This window comes from Streptomyces sp. ISL-98, from assembly GCF_018614055.1.
Classification (GTDB): Bacteria; Actinomycetota; Actinomycetes; order Streptomycetales; family Streptomycetaceae; genus Streptomyces; species Streptomyces spiramyceticus.
The window spans coordinates 408,159-424,546 of the sequence record NZ_JAGGPB010000001.1 but is presented as its reverse complement, the minus strand read 5'-3'; the positions used below and the strand labels follow the sequence as shown (position 1 = coordinate 424,546).

Below are 16,388 nucleotides of genomic sequence, written 5' to 3'. Positions count from 1 at the left end.
ACGTCACCGATATACGTCACCGATGGAGCCCGGGTTCTGGGCTCCATCGGTACCTGCCCGTATCAGCCCCGGTAGATCGCTTCGATCTCGTCGGCGAAGTCCTTCGCGACGACGTTGCGCTTGAGCTTCAGCGACGGCGTGATGTGCCCGGCCTCTTCGGTGAACTGGCTCGGCAGCACGCGGAATTTCCGCACCGACTCCGCCTTGGACACCGCGGCATTGCCGTCGTTCACCGCCTGCTGGATGACCGCGAGGAGATCCGCGTCCTCGCGCAGCGACGCGGCGGTCGACCCGGCCGGCTTGCCGTTCTCCGCCGCCCAGCGGGCCAGGAACTCCTCGTCGAGGGTGACCAGCGCGCCGACGAACGGCCGCCCGTCGCCGACCACCATGCACTCCGCGACCAGCGCGTGCGCCCGGATGCGGTCCTCGATCACCGCGGGGGCGACGTTCTTGCCGCCCGCCGTGACGATGATCTCCTTCTTGCGGCCGGTGATCGCGAGGTAGCCGTCCTCGTCGAGCGTGCCTATGTCACCGGTGTGGAACCAGCCGTCGGCCAGCGCCTCGGCCGTCGCCGCCTCGTTCTTCCAGTACCCGCTGAAGACGTGCTCGCCGTGGACCAGCACCTCGCCGTCGTCCGCGATCCGCACCACGGAACCCGGCAGCGGCTGACCGACCGTGCCGATCTTCTGCCGGTCCCACGGGTTGAACGCGGTGGCCGCGCACGACTCGGTGAGGCCGTACCCCTCGAGCACCGTGAAGCCGATGCCGCTGTAGAAGTTGCCCAGCCGGTCGCCCAGCGGGGCGCCGCCGGAGATCGCGAACTTGCAGCGTCCGCCGAGGACGGCGCGCAGCTTGCTGTACACCAGCTTGTCGAAGACCTTGTGCTTGAGCCTGAGGCCCAGGGAAGGACCGCCGGGCGTGGCCAGGGCGCGGCCGTACTCGATGGCCGTGTCCGCCGCCTTGTCGAAGATCTTGCCCTTGCCGTCGGCCTGCGCCTTGGCGCGCGCCGAGTTGTACACCTTCTCGAAAACGCGCGGCACGCCGAGGACCAGCGTCGGCCGGAAGGTGGCGAGCTCGTCGGTGAGGTTCTTGATGTCCGGTACGCAGCCGAGCCTGATCGGCGCCAGTACGGCCGCCAACTCGGTCATCCGCCCGAAGACATGCGCCGCCGGCAGGAACAGCAGCACCGAATCCTCGCCGGTGCGGAACAGCGGCTTGAGCCGCTCCACCAGATTGCCGCACTCCGCGAAGAAGTTGCGGTGGGACAGCACGCAGCCCTTGGGGCGGCCGGTCGTCCCCGAGGTGTAGACGATCGTCGCCGGGTCGTCGGCCTTGGCAGCGGCGCTGCGCTCGTCGACCGTCTCCTCCGAGACATCGGCGCCGGCCTCGGCCAGCTCGGCGACCGCGCCCTTGTCGATCTGCCAGACGTGCTGGAGGGCGGGCAGCCCGTCCCGTACGGACGCGACCGCATCGGCGTGCGCCGCGCTCTCGACGATCACAGCGACGGCGCCGGAGTCGCCCAGGATCCACTGGACCTGTTCGGCGGAGCTGGTCTCGTACACGGGCACGGTCACCGCGCCGGCGCTCCAGATCGCGAAGTCCATCTGCACCCACTCGTAGCGGGTACGGGACATCAGGGCGACGCGGTCGCCCGGCTGCACGCCGGCGGCGATCAGGCCTCTGGCGGCGGCGCGGACCTCGGCGAGAAACTCGGTGGCGGTGACATCCGTCCAGACACCCCCGACCTTGCGGCTCATGACCGCCACATCGGGGTGCTGCGTGGCATTGCGGCGGATGAGATCCGTCAGGTTGCCGTCCGTGGGGACCTCGTACAGGGCCGGAAGGCTGAACTCGCGCAAGACTGCTGCTCCTCATCGGGCGCCGGCGCCACGTCGATGTGCGCGTCGGCTGCGGTCCAAGACCGGGCAGGTGCTCAGTGGGGTGAGCACGTTTGGACTGCCCGGACGTTACCCACCAGTACTCGGTTCCGGATAGGGGGGTCTGGCCAGATGTTCGCTGCGTCACATGTCATGGCGGTGCTCCGCGCACAGTAGTCCACCCTTGCATCGTGTCGAAAGTAACCGCAGGTCCGGCCCCCTCTACCCGCAGCGAGTGAGGCGCCCTAGGGTGATCGCCATGCGAGTGCATGTGGTCAGCGACGTACACGGGAACGCGAAGGACCTGGCCAGGGCGGGTGACGGTGCGGACGCGCTGATCTGTCTCGGCGACCTGGTTCTCTTCCTCGACTACGCCGACCACTCGCGCGGCATCTTTCCCGACCTCTTCGGCGTCGAGAACGCCGATCTGATCGTCGAGCTGCGCACCGCCCGCCGCTTCGAGGAGGCCCGCGAGCTGGGTCGCAGGCTGTGGGCGGGCGTCGACAGGGCGGCCGCGACGGAGGCGGCGGTGCGCAAGCAGTACGCCGAACTGTTCGCCGCCTTCCCCACGCCGACGTACGCCACGTACGGCAATGTCGACATGCCGACCCTGTGGCGGGACTTCGCGGGCCCCGGCACCACCGTCCTCGACGGCGAGCGCGTCGAGATCGGCGGCCGCGTCTTCGGCTTCGTCGGCGGCGGCCTCAGGACCCCGATGCGCACGCCGTACGAGATCGACGACGCGGAGTACGCCGCCAAGGTCGAGGCCCTCGGGGAGGTGGACGTGCTGTGCTCGCACATCCCGCCCGAGGTCCCCGAGCTCGTGTACGACACCGTGGCGCGCAGGTTCGAACGCGGCAGCCGGGCCCTCCTCGACGCGATCCACCGCACCCGCCCCCGCTACGCCCTCTTCGGCCACGTCCACCAGCCGCTGGCCCGCCGCATGCGCGTCGGTGCGACGGAGTGCGTGAACGTCGGGCACTTCGCCTCCACCGGCCGCCCCTGGACCCTGGAGTGGTGATCGGCGGCCCGACCGGTCGCGGTAGCCTTCACGCGGACAGTGCCCCCTGAGTACCTGCCCCCTGACCGGAACCGCACTGGAGGAGCCACAGCGATGGCGGAACACACCAGCTCGAGCATCACGATCGAGGCGGCACCGGCCGACGTGATGGGCGTGATCGCCGACTTCGCCCGCTACCCCGAGTGGACCGGCGAGGTGAAGGAGGCCGAGGTACTGGCTTCCGACGCCAAGGGCCGCGCCGAGCAGGTACGCCTGCTGCTGGACGCGGGCGCGATCAAGGACGACCACACCCTCGCGTACACCTGGACCGGTGACAACGAGGTCAGCTGGACGCTGGTCAAGTCCCAGATGCTGCGCGCCCTCGACGGCTCGTACAGCCTCGCCCCGCTCGGCGACGGCGACCGCACCGAGGTCACGTACCAGCTGACCGTCGACGTCAAGATCCCCATGCTCGGGATGATCAAGCGCAAGGCCGAGAAGGTCATCATCGACCGGGCCCTGGCCGGTCTGAAGAAGCGCGTCGAAAGCAACCCGAAGGCCTGATGCCCTGATGCGTACGGTCCTCGTCACCGGCCCCGGCGGCGCGGGCCGCACCACCGTCGCCGCAGCGACCGCCCTCGCCGCCGCGCGGCGGGGGCAGCGCGTACTGGCGCTCTCCACCGACCGGGCGGACACGCTGGGCGCCGCGCTCGGCATAACCACCGGCAGCGGCACGGGCTCCGGCCCCGGCTCCGCGCCGGTCGAGGCCGCCCCCGGCCTGTGGGCCGCGAGGATCGACTCCGGCGCCCACTTCCGCAGGGAGCTGCTGTCCCTCCAGGACCGCGCCGGATCCGTGCTCGACCTGCTCGGCGCGAACCGGCTGGACGGCGAGGAACTGACCGAGCTCCCCGGCAGCGAGCAGTTCGCGCTGCTGCGTGCCCTGCGGGCCTGCGCGGGCCCCGAGGCGGCACAGACGTACGACGTCGTGGTCGTCGACCTGCCGCCGCTGCCCGACACCCTCGCCGCGCTCGCCCTCCCCGAACAGCTGCGCCGCTACCTGCGCCGCCTGCTCCCGCCCGAACGCCAGGCGGCCCGCGCGCTGCGCCCCATGCTCGCCCAGCTCGCCGGGGTGCCGATGCCCGCGCAGTGGCTGTACGAGACGGCGGCCCGCTGGGATGTGGAACTGGCCGCCGTACAGGCACTGCTGGACGACAGCGAGACGACCGTACGCCTGGTCGCCGAGCCGGGGCCCGCCGGAGCCGACGCATTGCGCACCGCCCGTACCGGACTCGCCCTCTTCGGCCTGAGCGTCGACACCGTCGCCGCGAACCGGGTGCTGCCGCAGGACACCCCTGACACCTGGCTCGCGACGCTGGCCGCGCAGCAGCAGAAGTGCCTGACCGAGTGGGCCGGCGAGTGGCAGCCCGCGGCGACGCTGCGCGAGGTCCGCCACCTGGGCCGGGACCCGCGCGGCCTGGACGACCTGGCAGCCCTGTCCGACCCGTCCGCCCTGCCCGAGGGGGGCGACGGCAATGACCTGGCGGTCGAGGAAGCCGGGCCCGCCCGCGACCCGTGGCCCGTGGAGGACCGGATCGCCGACGACGGCGTCCTCGTCTGGCACCTGCCCCTGCCGGGCGCCGTCAAGGAAGAGCTCGGCCTGGTCCGCAGGGGTGACGAACTGGTACTCGACGCGGGCCCGTTCCGCCGCATCCTGACCCTCCCCTCGGCCCTGCGCCGCTGTACCGTCTCCGGCGCGGGCCTCACCGACGGCGTCCTGCGCGTCCGATTCACGCCCGACCCCCAGCTGTGGCCGCGACGCCGGACTGCGTCTCCCGGGGACAGCCCCGACAAGTCCCGGCCCCCCGGCCGGACAAGCAGGTCGGACCGCTGACCGAACCTCCTTCGTGAGGCGGACTCCAGTGAATGCCGTACCGCCGTTCGGGTAACGTCGGTCGTACGAGGCGTACGTACCGTAGGAACCGCCTCCCTGCCGCAGGAGTGTCCGCCATGAGCGATGCCACCGAGGGCCCCCGGCCCGAGTCCGCCGAGGCCACCGACGCCGATGCCTGGGCGAAGGCATGCGCCGAGGACCTCGCCGCCGAGAAGGCCCGCCGTCGAAGCAGTCAGGGGGCGCCTCCCGGATCGGCCGCGGAGGAGCTGCGCAAGCTCGTCGACGCGGTCGCCGACAAGGTCTCGTCGCTCCAGTCGTCGCTGCCCGGCATGGCCGCGCAGGGCACGGTCAGCCAGCTCATCAACCAGGCGAAGTCCGCCGTCGAGCCGGTCATCGAACGCAACCCGGAGGTGTTCGACCACCTCGCCGCGGCCGGCAACGAGCTGCTCGCCGCCTACCGCTCCGCGGTCGAGGGCCAGGAGCGCCGCTGGACCCGCGAGGCATCCGAGCCCGGGCGCCCCGGAGGCCGTAAGGACGACGGCGACGACGGTCCCGAAGGCCCCTCGTCCAGCGAGCACATCGACCTGGACTGAGCTGCGCCTCGGGTACGGTTGGGCCTTAGCGGGGCTCGACCGAAAACTGAGGGACACATGGGACTCACCATCGGCGTCGACATCGGCGGCACGAAGATCGCGGCAGGCGTGGTCGACGAAGAGGGCACCATTCTCGACACGCACAAGGTGTCCACGCCGCCGACCGCCGAAGGCATCGTCGACGCGATCTGCGCGGCCGTCTCCGAGGCCGGCAAGGGCCACGACATCGAGGCGGTCGGCATCGGTGCGGCCGGTTACGTCGACGACAAGCGTGCGACCGTCCTCTTCGCCCCGAACATCAAGTGGCGGCACGAACCGCTCAAGGACAAGGTCGAGCAGCGCGTCGGCCTGCCGGTCGTTGTCGAGAACGACGCGAACGCGGCAGCCTGGGGCGAGTACAGGTTCGGTGCGGGCCAGGGCCACGAGGACGTCATCTGCATCACCCTCGGCACCGGCCTCGGCGGCGGCATCATCATCGGCAACAAGCTGCGCCGCGGACGCTTCGGTGTGGCGGCCGAGTTCGGCCACATCCGGGTCGTCCCCGACGGCCTGCTCTGCGGCTGCGGCAGCCAGGGCTGCTGGGAGCAGTACGCATCGGGACGCGCCCTCGTGCGGTACGCCAGGCAGCGCGCCAACGCGACGCCCGAGAACGCGACGATCCTGCTGGGCCTCGGCGACGGCACGCCCGACGGCATCGAAGGCAAGCACATCAGCGACGCCGCCCGGCAGGGCTGCCCGGTGGCGATCGACTCCTTCCGCGAGCTGGCCCGCTGGGCCGGCGCGGGCCTGGCCGACCTGGCCTCGCTGTTCGACCCGTCGGCGTTCATCGTGGGCGGCGGCGTCTCGGACGAGGGCGAGCTGGTCCTCGACCCGATCCGCAAGTCGTTCCGCCGCTGGCTCGTGGGCGGCCAGTACCGCCCGCACGCCCAGGTTCTCGCGGCCCAGCTGGGCGGCAAGGCCGGTCTGGTCGGCGCGGCGGACCTGGCCCGCCAGGGCTAGCCATGCTTCTTTGCCCGCCGCGCCCTCTGGGGGTGCGGCGGGCATCGTCGTATCTTGATCCGCATGGCGACGAGTGACGTGACGAGTACGCTCCCCAACTCCCGTACCGAGCCGGACGGTTCCGCCGTGATCCGGGTGCTGAGCTACAACATCCGCTCGATGCGCGACGACGAGGACGCGCTGGCCCGCGTCATCCGGGCCTGCGAGCCGGACCTCGTGCTTGTACAGGAGGCCCCGCGGTTCTTCCGCTGGCGCAAGCACGCGGCGCGGCTCGCCGCCAAGACGGAGCTGGTGATGCTGAGCGGTGGGGCCACGGCGTCGGGGCCGATGCTGCTGTGCTCGCTGCGGGCGACGGTGGAGCGTACGGAGGACGTACTGCTGCCGCGTACGCCGGGGCTGCATCAGCGGGGGTTCGCGACGGCGGTGGTACGGATGGGGGGCGCGAGGTTCGGCGTACTGAGCTGCCACCTGAGCCTCCAGGCCGAGGAGCGGTACGCGCAGGGCGGGATGCTGCTGGACCGCCTCGCGGCGATGGGCGTACCGCATGCGATCGCGGGCGGCGATCTCAACGACCGCCCGGACAGCCGTACTTTCCGGCGGCTGGCGGGCGAGCTTCAGGACTGCTGGGCGGTGAAGCCGTGGGGCGGCGAATACACGTCGACGCCGGACAGTCCGCATCAGCGTATCGACGCGATCTTCGCGACCGAGGGCATCGAAGTCCTGGGCTGCGGGGTCCCGTTGGGCCTGCCGGAAGCGGACGTCAAGGCGGCCACGGACCACCTGCCGGTGCTGGCGGCGCTGCGGGTTCCGGCGAAGTAGCTTTTCCCCAAGCCCGCCGCGCCGCGCACCTCGACGCGCGCTAAACGACCGCACCCCGCCCGGGGTCGTCGCCGTCGCCGTCCTCGTCGTCGTGCGACATTCGCCCTACCAACGTGGCGAATCCACCCAGGAAGCCACCGACCCCCAGCGTCGTCAGCCACCACGTCATGTCCCACTGCAACAGCACCGCCGCGAGCAGCAGCAGCGGTCCGCCGATGACCGCGAGCCAGGCGAACTTGGCCGTGGTGTCGGCGGCCGGCAGCGGCGGGGGCTCCGGCGGGACGAAGTGGCCCTCGTCGCTCTCGTCGAGGTCGTCGTCGCTCGGCTCCTCCACGGAGTAGTCGCGCGGACCGCCGACACCGGGAGCGAAGACGACGGAGCTGCCGAGCGGTCTGTCCGGCTCGGCATCGTCCTGACCGGCCCCGTCCGCCTCGGGGTCCTTCTTCAGCGACTTCTTCGGCCGGTCGCCGTCCCCCTCACTGTTCCGGTCGCCGTCCAGCAGGGACAGGTCTTCCACCGACTTGAACGGCTTCGCGCCCGGAGGGTCCGGCGGCTCCTCGCCGTACCCGGCGACGATCTCCGCCCAGAGAGCCTGCTCGTCGACAGGCTTCTCGGCAGCACCACTGCCACCGTCCGCCGCAGTCTCCTCCGGCTCCCGTTCCTCCTCGCGGCCCGCGGGCTCCGCGTCGTGCTCAGCCACCGGTCGTGCTCCCCTTCGTCCCGACACTCGGAGCGAGGCGGCCGATGAACGCATAACTCTCGTCGAAGATCCGCTCCGCGTCGTGGTCCAACGTCGCGACGTGGTAGCTCTGTTCCAGCAGGATCTCGGTGACGTCCGTCGAGGAGACCCGGCCGAGGATCCGGGCCGAGTCGGCAGCCGGCACCACATGGTCCTGCGGGCTGTGCAGGAGCAGCATCGGCTGCGTGACCTGCGGCAGCTCGGTGTCGACAATCTTGAAGAAGTTCCGCACGGAGTGTGCGGCGTGCAGCGGGACCCGGTCGTAGCCGACCTCTTCCCCGCCCGCCTTCGCGATGTCGCTGCGCAGCCCCTTTGTCGTACGGACAAGATGGCGGGCCACCGGCAGCGCGTACGCCGACAGGCCGTGCACCTTGTTCGCCGGGTTGACCACGACGATTCCGGAGATCGCGTCCCCGTGCTTGGCGGCCAGGCGCAGCGTCAGAGCGCCGCCCATCGAGAGGCCGAAGACGAAGACCTGGCTGCACCGGTCGACGAGGACGCGCAGCTCGCGGTCGACCTCCGCGTACCAGTCCTGCCAGGTCGTGACCTGCATGTCTTCCCAGCGGGTGCCGTGCCCGGGGAGCAGCGGCAGGGAGACGGTCAGTCCGCGCTCGGCCAGATGCTCGGCCCAGGGGCGCAGCGACTGCGGGGAACCGGTGAAGCCGTGACAGAGGAGGACGCCGACCTCTCCGCCCTCGTGGCGGAACGGCTCGGCTCCAGGAAGGACCGGCACCGGGGTCTCCTGTTCATGAGTCTCGGACGACGAGAAAAAGGGGGTGCTCAAGATGTACTTCACCGTACGCGACCGGACTGACACGGACCAGGTCCGCCGGGGCCTTGTGAGCGAGAGCGCAGGTCTCGCACGGGTTAAGGTCTGTTCGACAGACAAAGGAAGAAGAGGCACTCGAGTTGATCTACGGCGCAATGAAGTTCTCCATCGGAGGGTCACTGAAGGTTGCCTTCAGACCCTGGGTGGAGGGCCTCGAGAACATTCCCGCCGAGGGACCGGCGATCCTCGCGAGCAATCACCTGTCCTTCTCGGACTCCTTCTTCCTGCCCGCGGTCCTCGACCGCAAGGTCACCTTCATCGCCAAGGCCGAGTACTTCACCTCGCCCGGCGTGAAGGGAAAGCTGACGGCGGCCTTCTTCAAGGGCGTCGGCCAGCTGCCCGTGGACCGTTCGGGCGCGCGCGGCGCGGGTGAGGCGGCGATCAAGGCCGGCATTCAGGTCATCGAGGGCGGTGGCCTCTTCGGCATCTACCCGGAGGGCACCCGTTCGCCCGACGGCCGTCTCTACCGGGGCAAGCCCGGCGGCCTGGCGCGCGTGGCGCTCGCCACCGGGGCGCCGGTGATCCCGGTCGCGATGATCGACACGGAGAAGATCCAGCCGCCCGGCAAGGTCGTACCGAAGCTTATGCGTCCGGGGATCAGGATCGGCAAGCCGCTCGACTTCAGCCGCTATCACGGCATGGACGGCGACCGGTTCATCCTGCGCTCGGTGACCGACGAGGTCATGTACGAGATCATGAAGCTCTCCGGCCAGGAGTACGTCGACGTCTACGCGACGGCGGCGAAGCGCCAGATCGCCGATGCGGAGAAGGCGGCCAAGGCCGAGAGGGCGGAGGCCGAGAAGGCTGCGAAGGCCGAGAAGGCCGGAACGGCGGAACGGTCAGACGCGTAACGGCGTCCGTCCAGGGGTGGGGATGATGGCCAAGACCCGGCGCGAGCGCGTCGTACGTATGTCGGTCGAGCAGCCGCTGTGGCGTGCGCTGACCGGCTACCGCATCATGACGATGATCTACGCGGTGCTCCTCTTCGTGTTCTCGCGGGAGAAGTTCGAGCGCCCGTGGGTGGCGGTCGCCTTCCTCGCGGTGCTGGCGGTTTGGACGCTGGCCACGCTCCCCAAGGTGGCGAACGCGGCGAGCTGCACCAAGCGTTTCCTCGTCGCCGACCTGACGATCGCCCTCACCGGCATCATGCTCACCCCGCTCGCCGACGCCCAGGCGCAGCAGATCGACGGCCCCACCCTGCCGACGATATGGACAGCGGGCTCCGTCCTCGCGTTCGCCATCAAGGGCGGCTGGCGCTGGGCCGGTTTCGCTTCGTCCTTCGTCGCCGTCGCCAACATCGTCGAGCGCGGCGAGCCCAGCAGGGACACCTTCCACAACGTCCTGCTGGTGTGGGTCGCCTCCATCGCCATCGGTTACGTCGTCGAGGTCGCCCGCGCCTCCGAGCGCACCCTCGCCCGCGCCCTGGAGATCGAGGCCGCCACCCGCGAGCGCGAGCGCCTGGCCCGCGACATTCACGACAGCGTGCTCCAGGTCCTCGCCATGGTGCAGCGGCGCGGCGCCTCCCTCGGCGGCGAGGCCGCCGAACTGGGCCGGATGGCCGGGGAGCAGGAAGTCGCCCTGCGCACCCTGGTCTCCACCGGCCTGGTGCCGGCGACGCGCGCCTCGGAGGACGCGTCGCTGGGTGCGGTGGTCCGTACGGTCGAAGTCGACGCCGAAGAGGACGACGAGGACGGCGAAGGCGGAGGGCGTGTCTGCGACCTGCGCTCCCTGCTCGCCCCGCACGCCGGCTCGAAGGTCTGCTTCGCGGAGCCCGGCGCCCCGGTCCTGCTCGAACCGGCGGCGGCCATGGAGCTCGCGGCGGCTGTCAGTGCCGCACTGGACAATGTCCGCAGGCACGCCGGCGAGGACGCCCAGGCCTGGATCCTGGTCGAGGACTGGCCGGAGGAAGTGATCGTGACGGTACGGGACGACGGTCCCGGCATCCCGGACGGCAGGCTCGCCCAGGCCGAGGGGGAGGGGCGCCTCGGGGTGGCCCTGTCGATCCGCGGGCGGCTGCGGGACATCGGCGGCACGGCGGAGCTGATCTCGGTACCGGGGCAGGGCACAGAAGTCGAACTGAAGGTTCCACGGGGGAAGGCAGGACAGGCGCGATGAGCGACGAGCAGCAGAAGATCAAGGTGATGGTGGTCGACGACCACCCGATGTGGCGGGACGCGGTCGCCCGCGACCTGGAGGCGGCCGGCTTCGACATCGTCGCCACGGCCGGCGACGGCCCGCAGGCGGTACGCCGAGCCCAGGCCACCGCACCCCAGGTCCTTGTACTCGACCTCAACCTGCCCTCCATGCCCGGCGTCCAGGTCTGCAAGGAGCTCGTCGGCGCCGACCCGGCACTGCGGGTCCTCGTCCTGTCCGCGAGCGGTGAGCACGCCGACGTACTGGAAGCGGTGAAGTCCGGTGCGACGGGCTATCTGCTGAAGTCGGCCAGTCCCGAAGAGCTCATCGACGCGGTACGCCGCACGGCCGCCGGGGACCCGGTCTTCACGCCGGGTCTGGCCGGCCTGGTCCTCGGTGAGTACCGCCGACTGGCCTCCGACCCGGCGCCCGCCGCGTCCGACGAGCCGAAGGCTCCGCAGCTCACCGACCGCGAGACCGAAGTGCTGCGGCTGGTCGCCAAGGGGCTCTCGTACAAGCAGATCGCCGAACGCCTGGTGATCTCGCACCGCACCGTCCAGAACCATGTGCAGAACACCCTGGGCAAGCTCCAGCTGCACAACCGCGTGGAGCTCGTGCGGTACGCGATCGAACGCGGCCTCGACGACGCCTAGTTGGACCCCGGTGCGACCCCGGATCGACCTCCCGCGCCGTGTCGCTGTGACCTGGCTCACCGCTAGCGTGGCCGCACACGGCACAGCTGGATGCGGCGAAGGGACAATTCCATGCGGGTCGGAGTACTGACCGGGGGAGGCGACTGCCCCGGTCTCAACGCGGTCATCCGCGCTGTCGTCCGCAAGGGCGTGCAGGAGTACGGCTACGACTTCACCGGCTTCAGGGACGGGTGGCGCGGGCCGCTCGAAGGCGACACCGTACGGCTCGACATTCCGGCCGTCCGCGGCATCCTGCCCCGCGGCGGCACCGTCCTCGGCTCCTCGCGCACCAACCCCCTCCAGGCGGAGAACGGCATCCGCCGCGTCAAGGACAACCTCGCCAAGTACGAGGTCGACTCGCTCATCGTGATCGGCGGCGAGGACACGCTCGGTGTCGCCACGCGCCTGTCCGACGAGTACGGCATCAAATGCGTCGGCGTACCCAAGACCATCGACAATGACCTGTCCGCCACCGACTACACCTTCGGCTTCAACACCGCGGTCGGCATCGCGACGGAGGCCATCGACCGCCTCCACACCACCGCCGAGTCGCACATGCGCGTCCTCGTCGTCGAGGTCATGGGCCGGCACGCGGGCTGGATCGCCCTGCACTCCGGGCTCGCGGGCGGCGCGAACGTCATCCTCATCCCCGAGCAGCGCTTCGACATCGAGCAGGTCTGCGGCTGGATCACCTCCCGCTTCAAGGCGTCGTACGCCCCGATCGTCGTCGTCGCGGAGGGCGCGATGCCCAAGGACGGCGAGATGGTGCTCAAGGACGGCACGCTGGACTCCTTCGGGCACGTCCGTCTGTCGGGCGTCGGCGAGTGGCTGGCCAAGGAGATCGAGAAGCGCACGGGCAAGGAGGCGAGGACCACGGTTCTCGGCCACGTCCAGCGCGGCGGCACGCCGAGCGCTTTCGACCGGTGGCTGGCGACCCGCTTCGGGCTGCACGCGATCGAGGCGGTACGGGACGGCGACTTCGGCAAGATGGTCGCCCTCCAGGGGACGGACATCGTGCGGGTGCCGATGGGGGAGGCGACGTCCCGCCTGAAGACGGTCGACCCGAAGCTGTACGAGGAGGTGGGCGTCTTCTTCGGCTGAGCGGAGCCCGGACGGGCCGGAAAAGCGGCCCGTCCGGCGTTTCGCCCCACCGCTCAGGCCCCGGCCCCGGCCCGCGAAGCACCAGCAACAACGCTCCCCACCAGCTCCCCCACAATCGCCGCCCCGCGCAGCGTCAGCACCGACTCCGGATGGAACTGCACCCCAGCAAAGCCCGGCCCCCGCACCGCGTGCACCTCGCCCGTCCCCAGGTCGCGGGCGACTTCGACGCCGTGCGCAGCCAACTCAGCCGCCCCGGCGTCATCACACCGCGCGGTGAAGCTGTTGTAGTACCCCACAACCTCCTCCCGCCCGAAGAAGTCGATCCGCTCCTGCGCACCCTGGTACGGCACGTCCTTCCGTACGATCGCAAGCCCCAGCTCCGCCGCGATCAGCTCATGCCCGAGGCAGACCCCCAGCACCCCGTACGGATGCGAGCCCACGAGCTCCGCCGCCAGCTCCCGCAGGACCCGCATCTTCGGGTCGGCCGTGTCGGCCGGGTTTCCGGGGCCCGGGCCCAGCACCACGGGCCCTTGGTGACCGAGGGCCGTCTCCCGCAGCCCGGGCTCGTCGTACCTCCGTACCGTCACCTCAAGACCGGACGCCCGCAGCACATGCGCGAGCATCGCCGTGAAGGTGTCCTCGCCGTCGACCACCAGAGCGTGGCTGGCAAGGTCGGCGCCCCGCTCCTGCATCTTCAGCCAGAAGGGAGCCAGGTCCAGCCGCCGTGCGTCTAGCGCGGCCCGTACGCGCGGATCGTCCGCCAGGGCGGGCCGTACGGCCGTGTCCTGCGGCCGACCGGGACGTACACCCAGCGCCGCCAGTACGCCCGCCGCCTTGGCGTGCGTCTCCGCCACCTCGCTGTGCGGGTCGGAGTGGCGGACCAGCGTCGCCCCGACGGGCACCCGCAGACGGCCGTCCGGGGAGATGTCGGCCGTACGGATCAGGATGGGCGAGTCCAGGGTCTGCGTACCCGCCTCGTCCTGCCCGATCAGGGCCAGCGCACCCGCGTAGTAGCCGCGCCCGCCCACCTCGTGGCGCTCGATGACACGGCAGGCGTTCTGTACGGGCGAGCCCGTGACCGTCGCCGCGAACATCGTCTCCCGCAGCACCTCCCGTACATCCAGCGAAGAGCGGCCCCTGAGCTCGTACTCGGTGTGCGCCAGGTGGGACATCTCCTTGAGCCGGGGCCCGACGACGACCCCGCCCATGTCGCCGACGGTGCACATCATCTTGAGCTCCTCGTCGACGACCATGGAGAGCTCCTCGGTCTCCTTGCGGTCGCCCAGGAATTCCAGCAGCGCCTCGGCGCTCGGCCCGTCCGCCGGATAGCGGTACGTCCCGCTGATCGGATTCATCACGACCGTCCCGCCGGACATCCGCACATGTACCTCGGGACTGGCCCCGACCAGCGTGCGCTCCCCGGTGTGCACGACGAACGTCCAGTACGCGCCCCGCTCCCCGGCGAGCAGCCGCCGGAAGAGGGCGAGCGCGTCGGCCCGCCCGAAGCCGGGGATGTCGCCCTCGAAGGTGCGGCGGATGACGAAATTCGCGCCCTCGCCCTGGCCGATCTCGTCCTCGATGACGCGCCGCACGATGCCGGCGTACTCCTCGTCATCGACGTCGAATGCCCCGCCGTCGACCCGTACATGGTGCGCGGGCAACTGCTCCAGGACCTCGCCGAGCGGCAGTACGTACGTCTCGTCGGCGACCAGCACACTGAGCGGCGTCCCGTCGTCCCGTACGTCGAACCCGCGCTCCCTGATCTGCCGGAACGGCACCAGCGCGAGCACCGGTGTGTCGCCGACCGGGATGTCCGCGAGGCGCGCGGCCTCGTGCACGTCCCCGATCAGCAGCTCGACGGTGTCGTGGTCGTGGCCGGGGGTGCGCCTGCGCAGGAGAGCGAAGGGGCGGGTGTCGTCGAGGAGGGTGCTGATGAGCATCGGAGGTGTTCCTTCCGGGGAGATCCGGTCGATCCGGGTGGAGAGGAACAGCCCCTGGGAAACACCAAAGGCCGCCCCTCGGGGCGGCCTTCGCGGTATCGGTGTACGCGCAGTCAGTGGGCCGCCGGAAGAGCGGGCCACCACCAGTTCTGGGTCGTCTGCGTGAACATGTCCGGCACCCTACCCGATCTCGGGACGCAGCAGCAGCGAATCGAGCGCGGATTCCAGATAGCCGGTCAGCTCGGCTCCCACCGGGAGCGCCGAGGGGACGGCATGCATCAGCTGGGTGTGCCCCAGGTAGACGCTGTACGCGAGCAGCCCCTTGCGCCGTGCCTCCGCCTCGGGGAAACCCAGCTCCGCGAAGAGCCGTGACACGTACGCGACCCGCCGGTCGGTCACCCGGCGCAGCGCCGCTGCCACCCGCGGGTCGTCCGCCGTCGCGAGCAGCGACACCTCCAGCGGGTCGCTCGCGGCCGACCCGACGGCCTCCGTGAAGAGCCACCGCAGCCGCTTCTCCGGGTCGGGCTCGGCTTCGAGCTCGGTGATGGCCGCCTCGGTCTCGGTCTCCGCCCAGCGGACGAGCGCGGCCTCGACGAGGGCGTCGCGGCCCGAGAAGTGCCAGTAGAAGCTGCCCTTGGTGGTGGAGAGCCGGGTGGCGAGCGGCTCGACGGCGACCGCCGCGAGACCGCCCTCGCGCATGGCGGCCAGGGCCGCATCGGCCCAGTCCTGCGCGGTCAGCCGCCGCTTCTTCTCCTGTGCTTTCTCCTGCCGTTGCACCATGGCCATACGGTACCGTATGGTAGACCATACGCCAGCGTATGGAGGCACGTGATGACCAAGGTCCGCAACGTCCACGAACGTCATGTCCAGGCTTCCGCCCAGGTGGTCGGGGCCCTCGTCGACCGGCTCTCCAGCGACGACGACCCCGTCTTTCCGGCCCCCGCCTGGGCCCCGATACGCCTCGACCGGCCGCTCGGCGTCGGCGCCGACGGAGGCCACGGCCCGGTGCGCTACACGGTCGTGGCCTACGAACCGGGGCGACGTATCCGCTTCGCGTTCTCACCGCCGGACAACGGCTTCCACGAGCTGACCGTCGAGCCCGTGGGGGAGGACCGGTGCGTCGTGCGCCACGTGCTGGAACAGGACCAGCGCGGCGTGGCCAGAATCGCCTGGCTGACGGCGGTACGAGCCGTGCACGGCACCGTGATCGAGGAGCTCTTCGACAACATCGAGCGGGCGGCAACCGGCACAGTCGCACGCCCCGTCCGCTGGTCGCCCCGGGTCGCACTGCTCAACCGGCTCGACTGGGACAAGCCGGTCGCGGTCGAGATCCCGGCCACCGCCCGGCTGATCCGTACCGCACTGGAGCGGCCCGATTTCCGGGACGCCTGGCAGATGGACCTGCTGCCGGGCATGCCGCGCGATCCGCGCGCCTGGACGGGAATCCTGCGCGATTCCTTTCCCGTAATCGCGCAGGAGGGCGGCGAGTTGCTGCTCAGGGTGGACACGGCGGGCCTGCGGGCCCGGGCCTCGATCCTCGTCGACGAGGAGGCCGGCCACATCGTCCTCAGTACGGTCGTGAAGACCGGCAGCCTGCGCGGGCGGCTCTACTGGGGAGCGGTCGAGCGGGTGCATCCCTTCATGGCCCGCACCATGCTGCGCCGCGCCCATCGCGGGCTGGCGCTGGCGGCGCCGAGCGCGGGTGCGCGGAACAGGACTGTCTCACTGGTTGAGCCAGGGGATGGACTACCGGCCTGACCCCGTAATGTTGGTGG

17 protein-coding genes are annotated in these 16,388 nt (G+C 70.8%); 11 read left to right on the top strand and 6 right to left on the bottom strand.

Annotated features, from left to right (window positions below; genetic code table 11):
- Positions 1 to 62: 62 nt before the first annotated feature.
- On the bottom strand, positions 63 to 1,859 hold the full coding sequence (locus J7I98_RS01940) for a long-chain fatty acid--CoA ligase (protein ID WP_214915083.1): 1,797 nt from the start codon (positions 1,857 to 1,859) through the stop codon (positions 63 to 65).
- Positions 1,860 to 2,148: 289 nt separating this feature from the next.
- Between J7I98_RS01940 and J7I98_RS01935 the strand changes: the two genes are divergently transcribed.
- The 6 genes from J7I98_RS01935 (at position 2,149) to J7I98_RS01910 (ending at position 7,179) form a co-directional block, all read left to right on the top strand.
- Positions 2,149 to 2,898, top strand: coding sequence for a metallophosphoesterase (locus tag J7I98_RS01935; RefSeq protein WP_214915685.1), 750 nt, complete (start codon positions 2,149 to 2,151; stop codon positions 2,896 to 2,898).
- A 93-nt stretch (positions 2,899 to 2,991) separates the two neighbouring features.
- The gene (locus J7I98_RS01930; protein ID WP_214915081.1) at positions 2,992 to 3,441 is read left to right on the top strand and encodes an SRPBCC family protein; all 450 of its coding nucleotides are present in this window, start codon (positions 2,992 to 2,994) and stop codon (positions 3,439 to 3,441) included.
- A gap of 7 nt (positions 3,442 to 3,448) precedes the next feature.
- Positions 3,449 to 4,768, top strand: a complete 1,320-nt coding sequence (locus J7I98_RS01925; protein ID WP_214915080.1) for an ArsA family ATPase — start codon at positions 3,449 to 3,451, stop codon at positions 4,766 to 4,768.
- 116 nt (positions 4,769 to 4,884) lie between these two features.
- Positions 4,885 to 5,361: a DUF5304 domain-containing protein gene (locus J7I98_RS01920; protein WP_214915078.1), complete on the top strand. Its 477-nt coding sequence runs from the start codon at positions 4,885 to 4,887 to the stop codon at positions 5,359 to 5,361.
- 57 nt (positions 5,362 to 5,418) lie between these two features.
- The gene (locus J7I98_RS01915) at positions 5,419 to 6,360 is read left to right on the top strand and encodes an ROK family glucokinase (RefSeq protein WP_214915076.1); all 942 of its coding nucleotides are present in this window, start codon (positions 5,419 to 5,421) and stop codon (positions 6,358 to 6,360) included.
- Positions 6,361 to 6,423: 63 nt separating this feature from the next.
- Positions 6,424 to 7,179: an endonuclease/exonuclease/phosphatase family protein gene (locus tag J7I98_RS01910; protein ID WP_214915073.1), complete on the top strand. Its 756-nt coding sequence runs from the start codon at positions 6,424 to 6,426 to the stop codon at positions 7,177 to 7,179.
- Positions 7,180 to 7,219: 40 nt separating this feature from the next.
- Here the strand turns inward: J7I98_RS01910 and J7I98_RS01905 are convergent, their stop codons facing one another.
- Together J7I98_RS01905 and J7I98_RS01900 are read right to left on the bottom strand one after the other, a co-directional pair.
- The gene (locus J7I98_RS01905; protein WP_214915059.1) at positions 7,220 to 7,879 is read right to left on the bottom strand and encodes a hypothetical protein; all 660 of its coding nucleotides are present in this window, start codon (positions 7,877 to 7,879) and stop codon (positions 7,220 to 7,222) included.
- A complete protein-coding gene (locus J7I98_RS01900) occupies positions 7,872 to 8,651 on the bottom strand; it encodes a carboxylesterase (RefSeq protein WP_214915683.1) in 780 nt (259 codons plus the stop codon). Before J7I98_RS01900 ends, J7I98_RS01905 begins: the two co-directional genes overlap by 8 nt.
- 191 nt (positions 8,652 to 8,842) lie before the next feature.
- On the opposite strand from J7I98_RS01900, the gene J7I98_RS01895 reads away from it, so the two are divergent.
- The 4 genes from J7I98_RS01895 to J7I98_RS01880 all read left to right on the top strand — a co-directional run bounded on the left by J7I98_RS01895 (position 8,843) and on the right by J7I98_RS01880 (position 12,673).
- Entirely contained in the window at positions 8,843 to 9,598 is a 756-nt protein-coding gene (locus tag J7I98_RS01895) for a 1-acyl-sn-glycerol-3-phosphate acyltransferase (protein ID WP_214915680.1), read from the top strand.
- A 22-nt stretch (positions 9,599 to 9,620) separates the two neighbouring features.
- A complete protein-coding gene (gene macS / locus J7I98_RS01890) occupies positions 9,621 to 10,862 on the top strand; it encodes a MacS family sensor histidine kinase (protein WP_374225052.1) in 1,242 nt (413 codons plus the stop codon).
- Positions 10,859 to 11,533, top strand: coding sequence for a response regulator transcription factor (locus J7I98_RS01885; RefSeq protein ID WP_214915056.1), 675 nt, complete (start codon positions 10,859 to 10,861; stop codon positions 11,531 to 11,533). The genes macS and J7I98_RS01885 overlap by 4 nt, the downstream gene beginning before the upstream one ends.
- 111 nt (positions 11,534 to 11,644) lie before the next feature.
- On the top strand, positions 11,645 to 12,673 hold the full coding sequence (locus tag J7I98_RS01880; protein ID WP_214915047.1) for a 6-phosphofructokinase: 1,029 nt from the start codon (positions 11,645 to 11,647) through the stop codon (positions 12,671 to 12,673).
- Positions 12,674 to 12,726: 53 nt separating this feature from the next.
- On the opposite strand, the gene J7I98_RS01875 is transcribed toward J7I98_RS01880, so the two are convergent.
- From J7I98_RS01875 to J7I98_RS01865, 3 genes are all read right to left on the bottom strand, one after another.
- Entirely contained in the window at positions 12,727 to 14,613 is a 1,887-nt protein-coding gene (locus J7I98_RS01875) for an anthranilate synthase family protein (protein ID WP_214915044.1), read from the bottom strand.
- Between the two features lie 113 nt (positions 14,614 to 14,726).
- Positions 14,727 to 14,783: a trp operon leader peptide gene (locus J7I98_RS42820; protein WP_214915676.1), complete on the bottom strand. Its 57-nt coding sequence runs from the start codon at positions 14,781 to 14,783 to the stop codon at positions 14,727 to 14,729.
- 10 nt (positions 14,784 to 14,793) lie between these two features.
- Positions 14,794 to 15,399 (bottom strand): TetR/AcrR family transcriptional regulator, encoded by a 606-nt coding sequence (locus J7I98_RS01865; RefSeq protein WP_214915041.1) that lies wholly within the window; start codon positions 15,397 to 15,399, stop codon positions 14,794 to 14,796.
- A 45-nt stretch (positions 15,400 to 15,444) separates the two neighbouring features.
- Here J7I98_RS01865 and J7I98_RS01860 point away from each other — a divergent pair, with 45 nt between their 5' ends.
- Positions 15,445 to 16,371 (top strand): DUF2867 domain-containing protein, encoded by a 927-nt coding sequence (locus J7I98_RS01860; RefSeq protein WP_214915038.1) that lies wholly within the window; start codon positions 15,445 to 15,447, stop codon positions 16,369 to 16,371.
- The last annotated feature ends 17 nt before the right edge of the window (positions 16,372 to 16,388 follow it).

Bases quoted from the DNA above. Each gene is read 5' to 3' on its own strand.
- macS (WP_374225052.1), top strand. From the start codon at position 9,621: ATGATGGCCAAGACCCGGCGCGAGCGCGTCGTACGTATGTCGGTCGAG.
- J7I98_RS01880 (WP_214915047.1), top strand. From the start codon at position 11,645: ATGCGGGTCGGAGTACTGACCGGGGGAGGCGACTGCCCCGGTCTCAAC.
- J7I98_RS01865 (WP_214915041.1), bottom strand. From the start codon at position 15,399: ATGGCCATGGTGCAACGGCAGGAGAAAGCACAGGAGAAGAAGCGGCGG.
- J7I98_RS01860 (WP_214915038.1), top strand. From the start codon at position 15,445: ATGACCAAGGTCCGCAACGTCCACGAACGTCATGTCCAGGCTTCCGCC.
- J7I98_RS01875 (WP_214915044.1), bottom strand. From the start codon at position 14,613: ATGCTCATCAGCACCCTCCTCGACGACACCCGCCCCTTCGCTCTCCTG.
- J7I98_RS01895 (WP_214915680.1), top strand. From the start codon at position 8,843: ATGAAGTTCTCCATCGGAGGGTCACTGAAGGTTGCCTTCAGACCCTGG.
- J7I98_RS01930 (WP_214915081.1), top strand. From the start codon at position 2,992: ATGGCGGAACACACCAGCTCGAGCATCACGATCGAGGCGGCACCGGCC.
- J7I98_RS01920 (WP_214915078.1), top strand. From the start codon at position 4,885: ATGAGCGATGCCACCGAGGGCCCCCGGCCCGAGTCCGCCGAGGCCACC.
- J7I98_RS01885 (WP_214915056.1), top strand. From the start codon at position 10,859: ATGAGCGACGAGCAGCAGAAGATCAAGGTGATGGTGGTCGACGACCAC.
- J7I98_RS01915 (WP_214915076.1), top strand. From the start codon at position 5,419: ATGGGACTCACCATCGGCGTCGACATCGGCGGCACGAAGATCGCGGCA.
- J7I98_RS01910 (WP_214915073.1), top strand. From the start codon at position 6,424: ATGGCGACGAGTGACGTGACGAGTACGCTCCCCAACTCCCGTACCGAG.
- J7I98_RS01925 (WP_214915080.1), top strand. From the start codon at position 3,449: ATGCGTACGGTCCTCGTCACCGGCCCCGGCGGCGCGGGCCGCACCACC.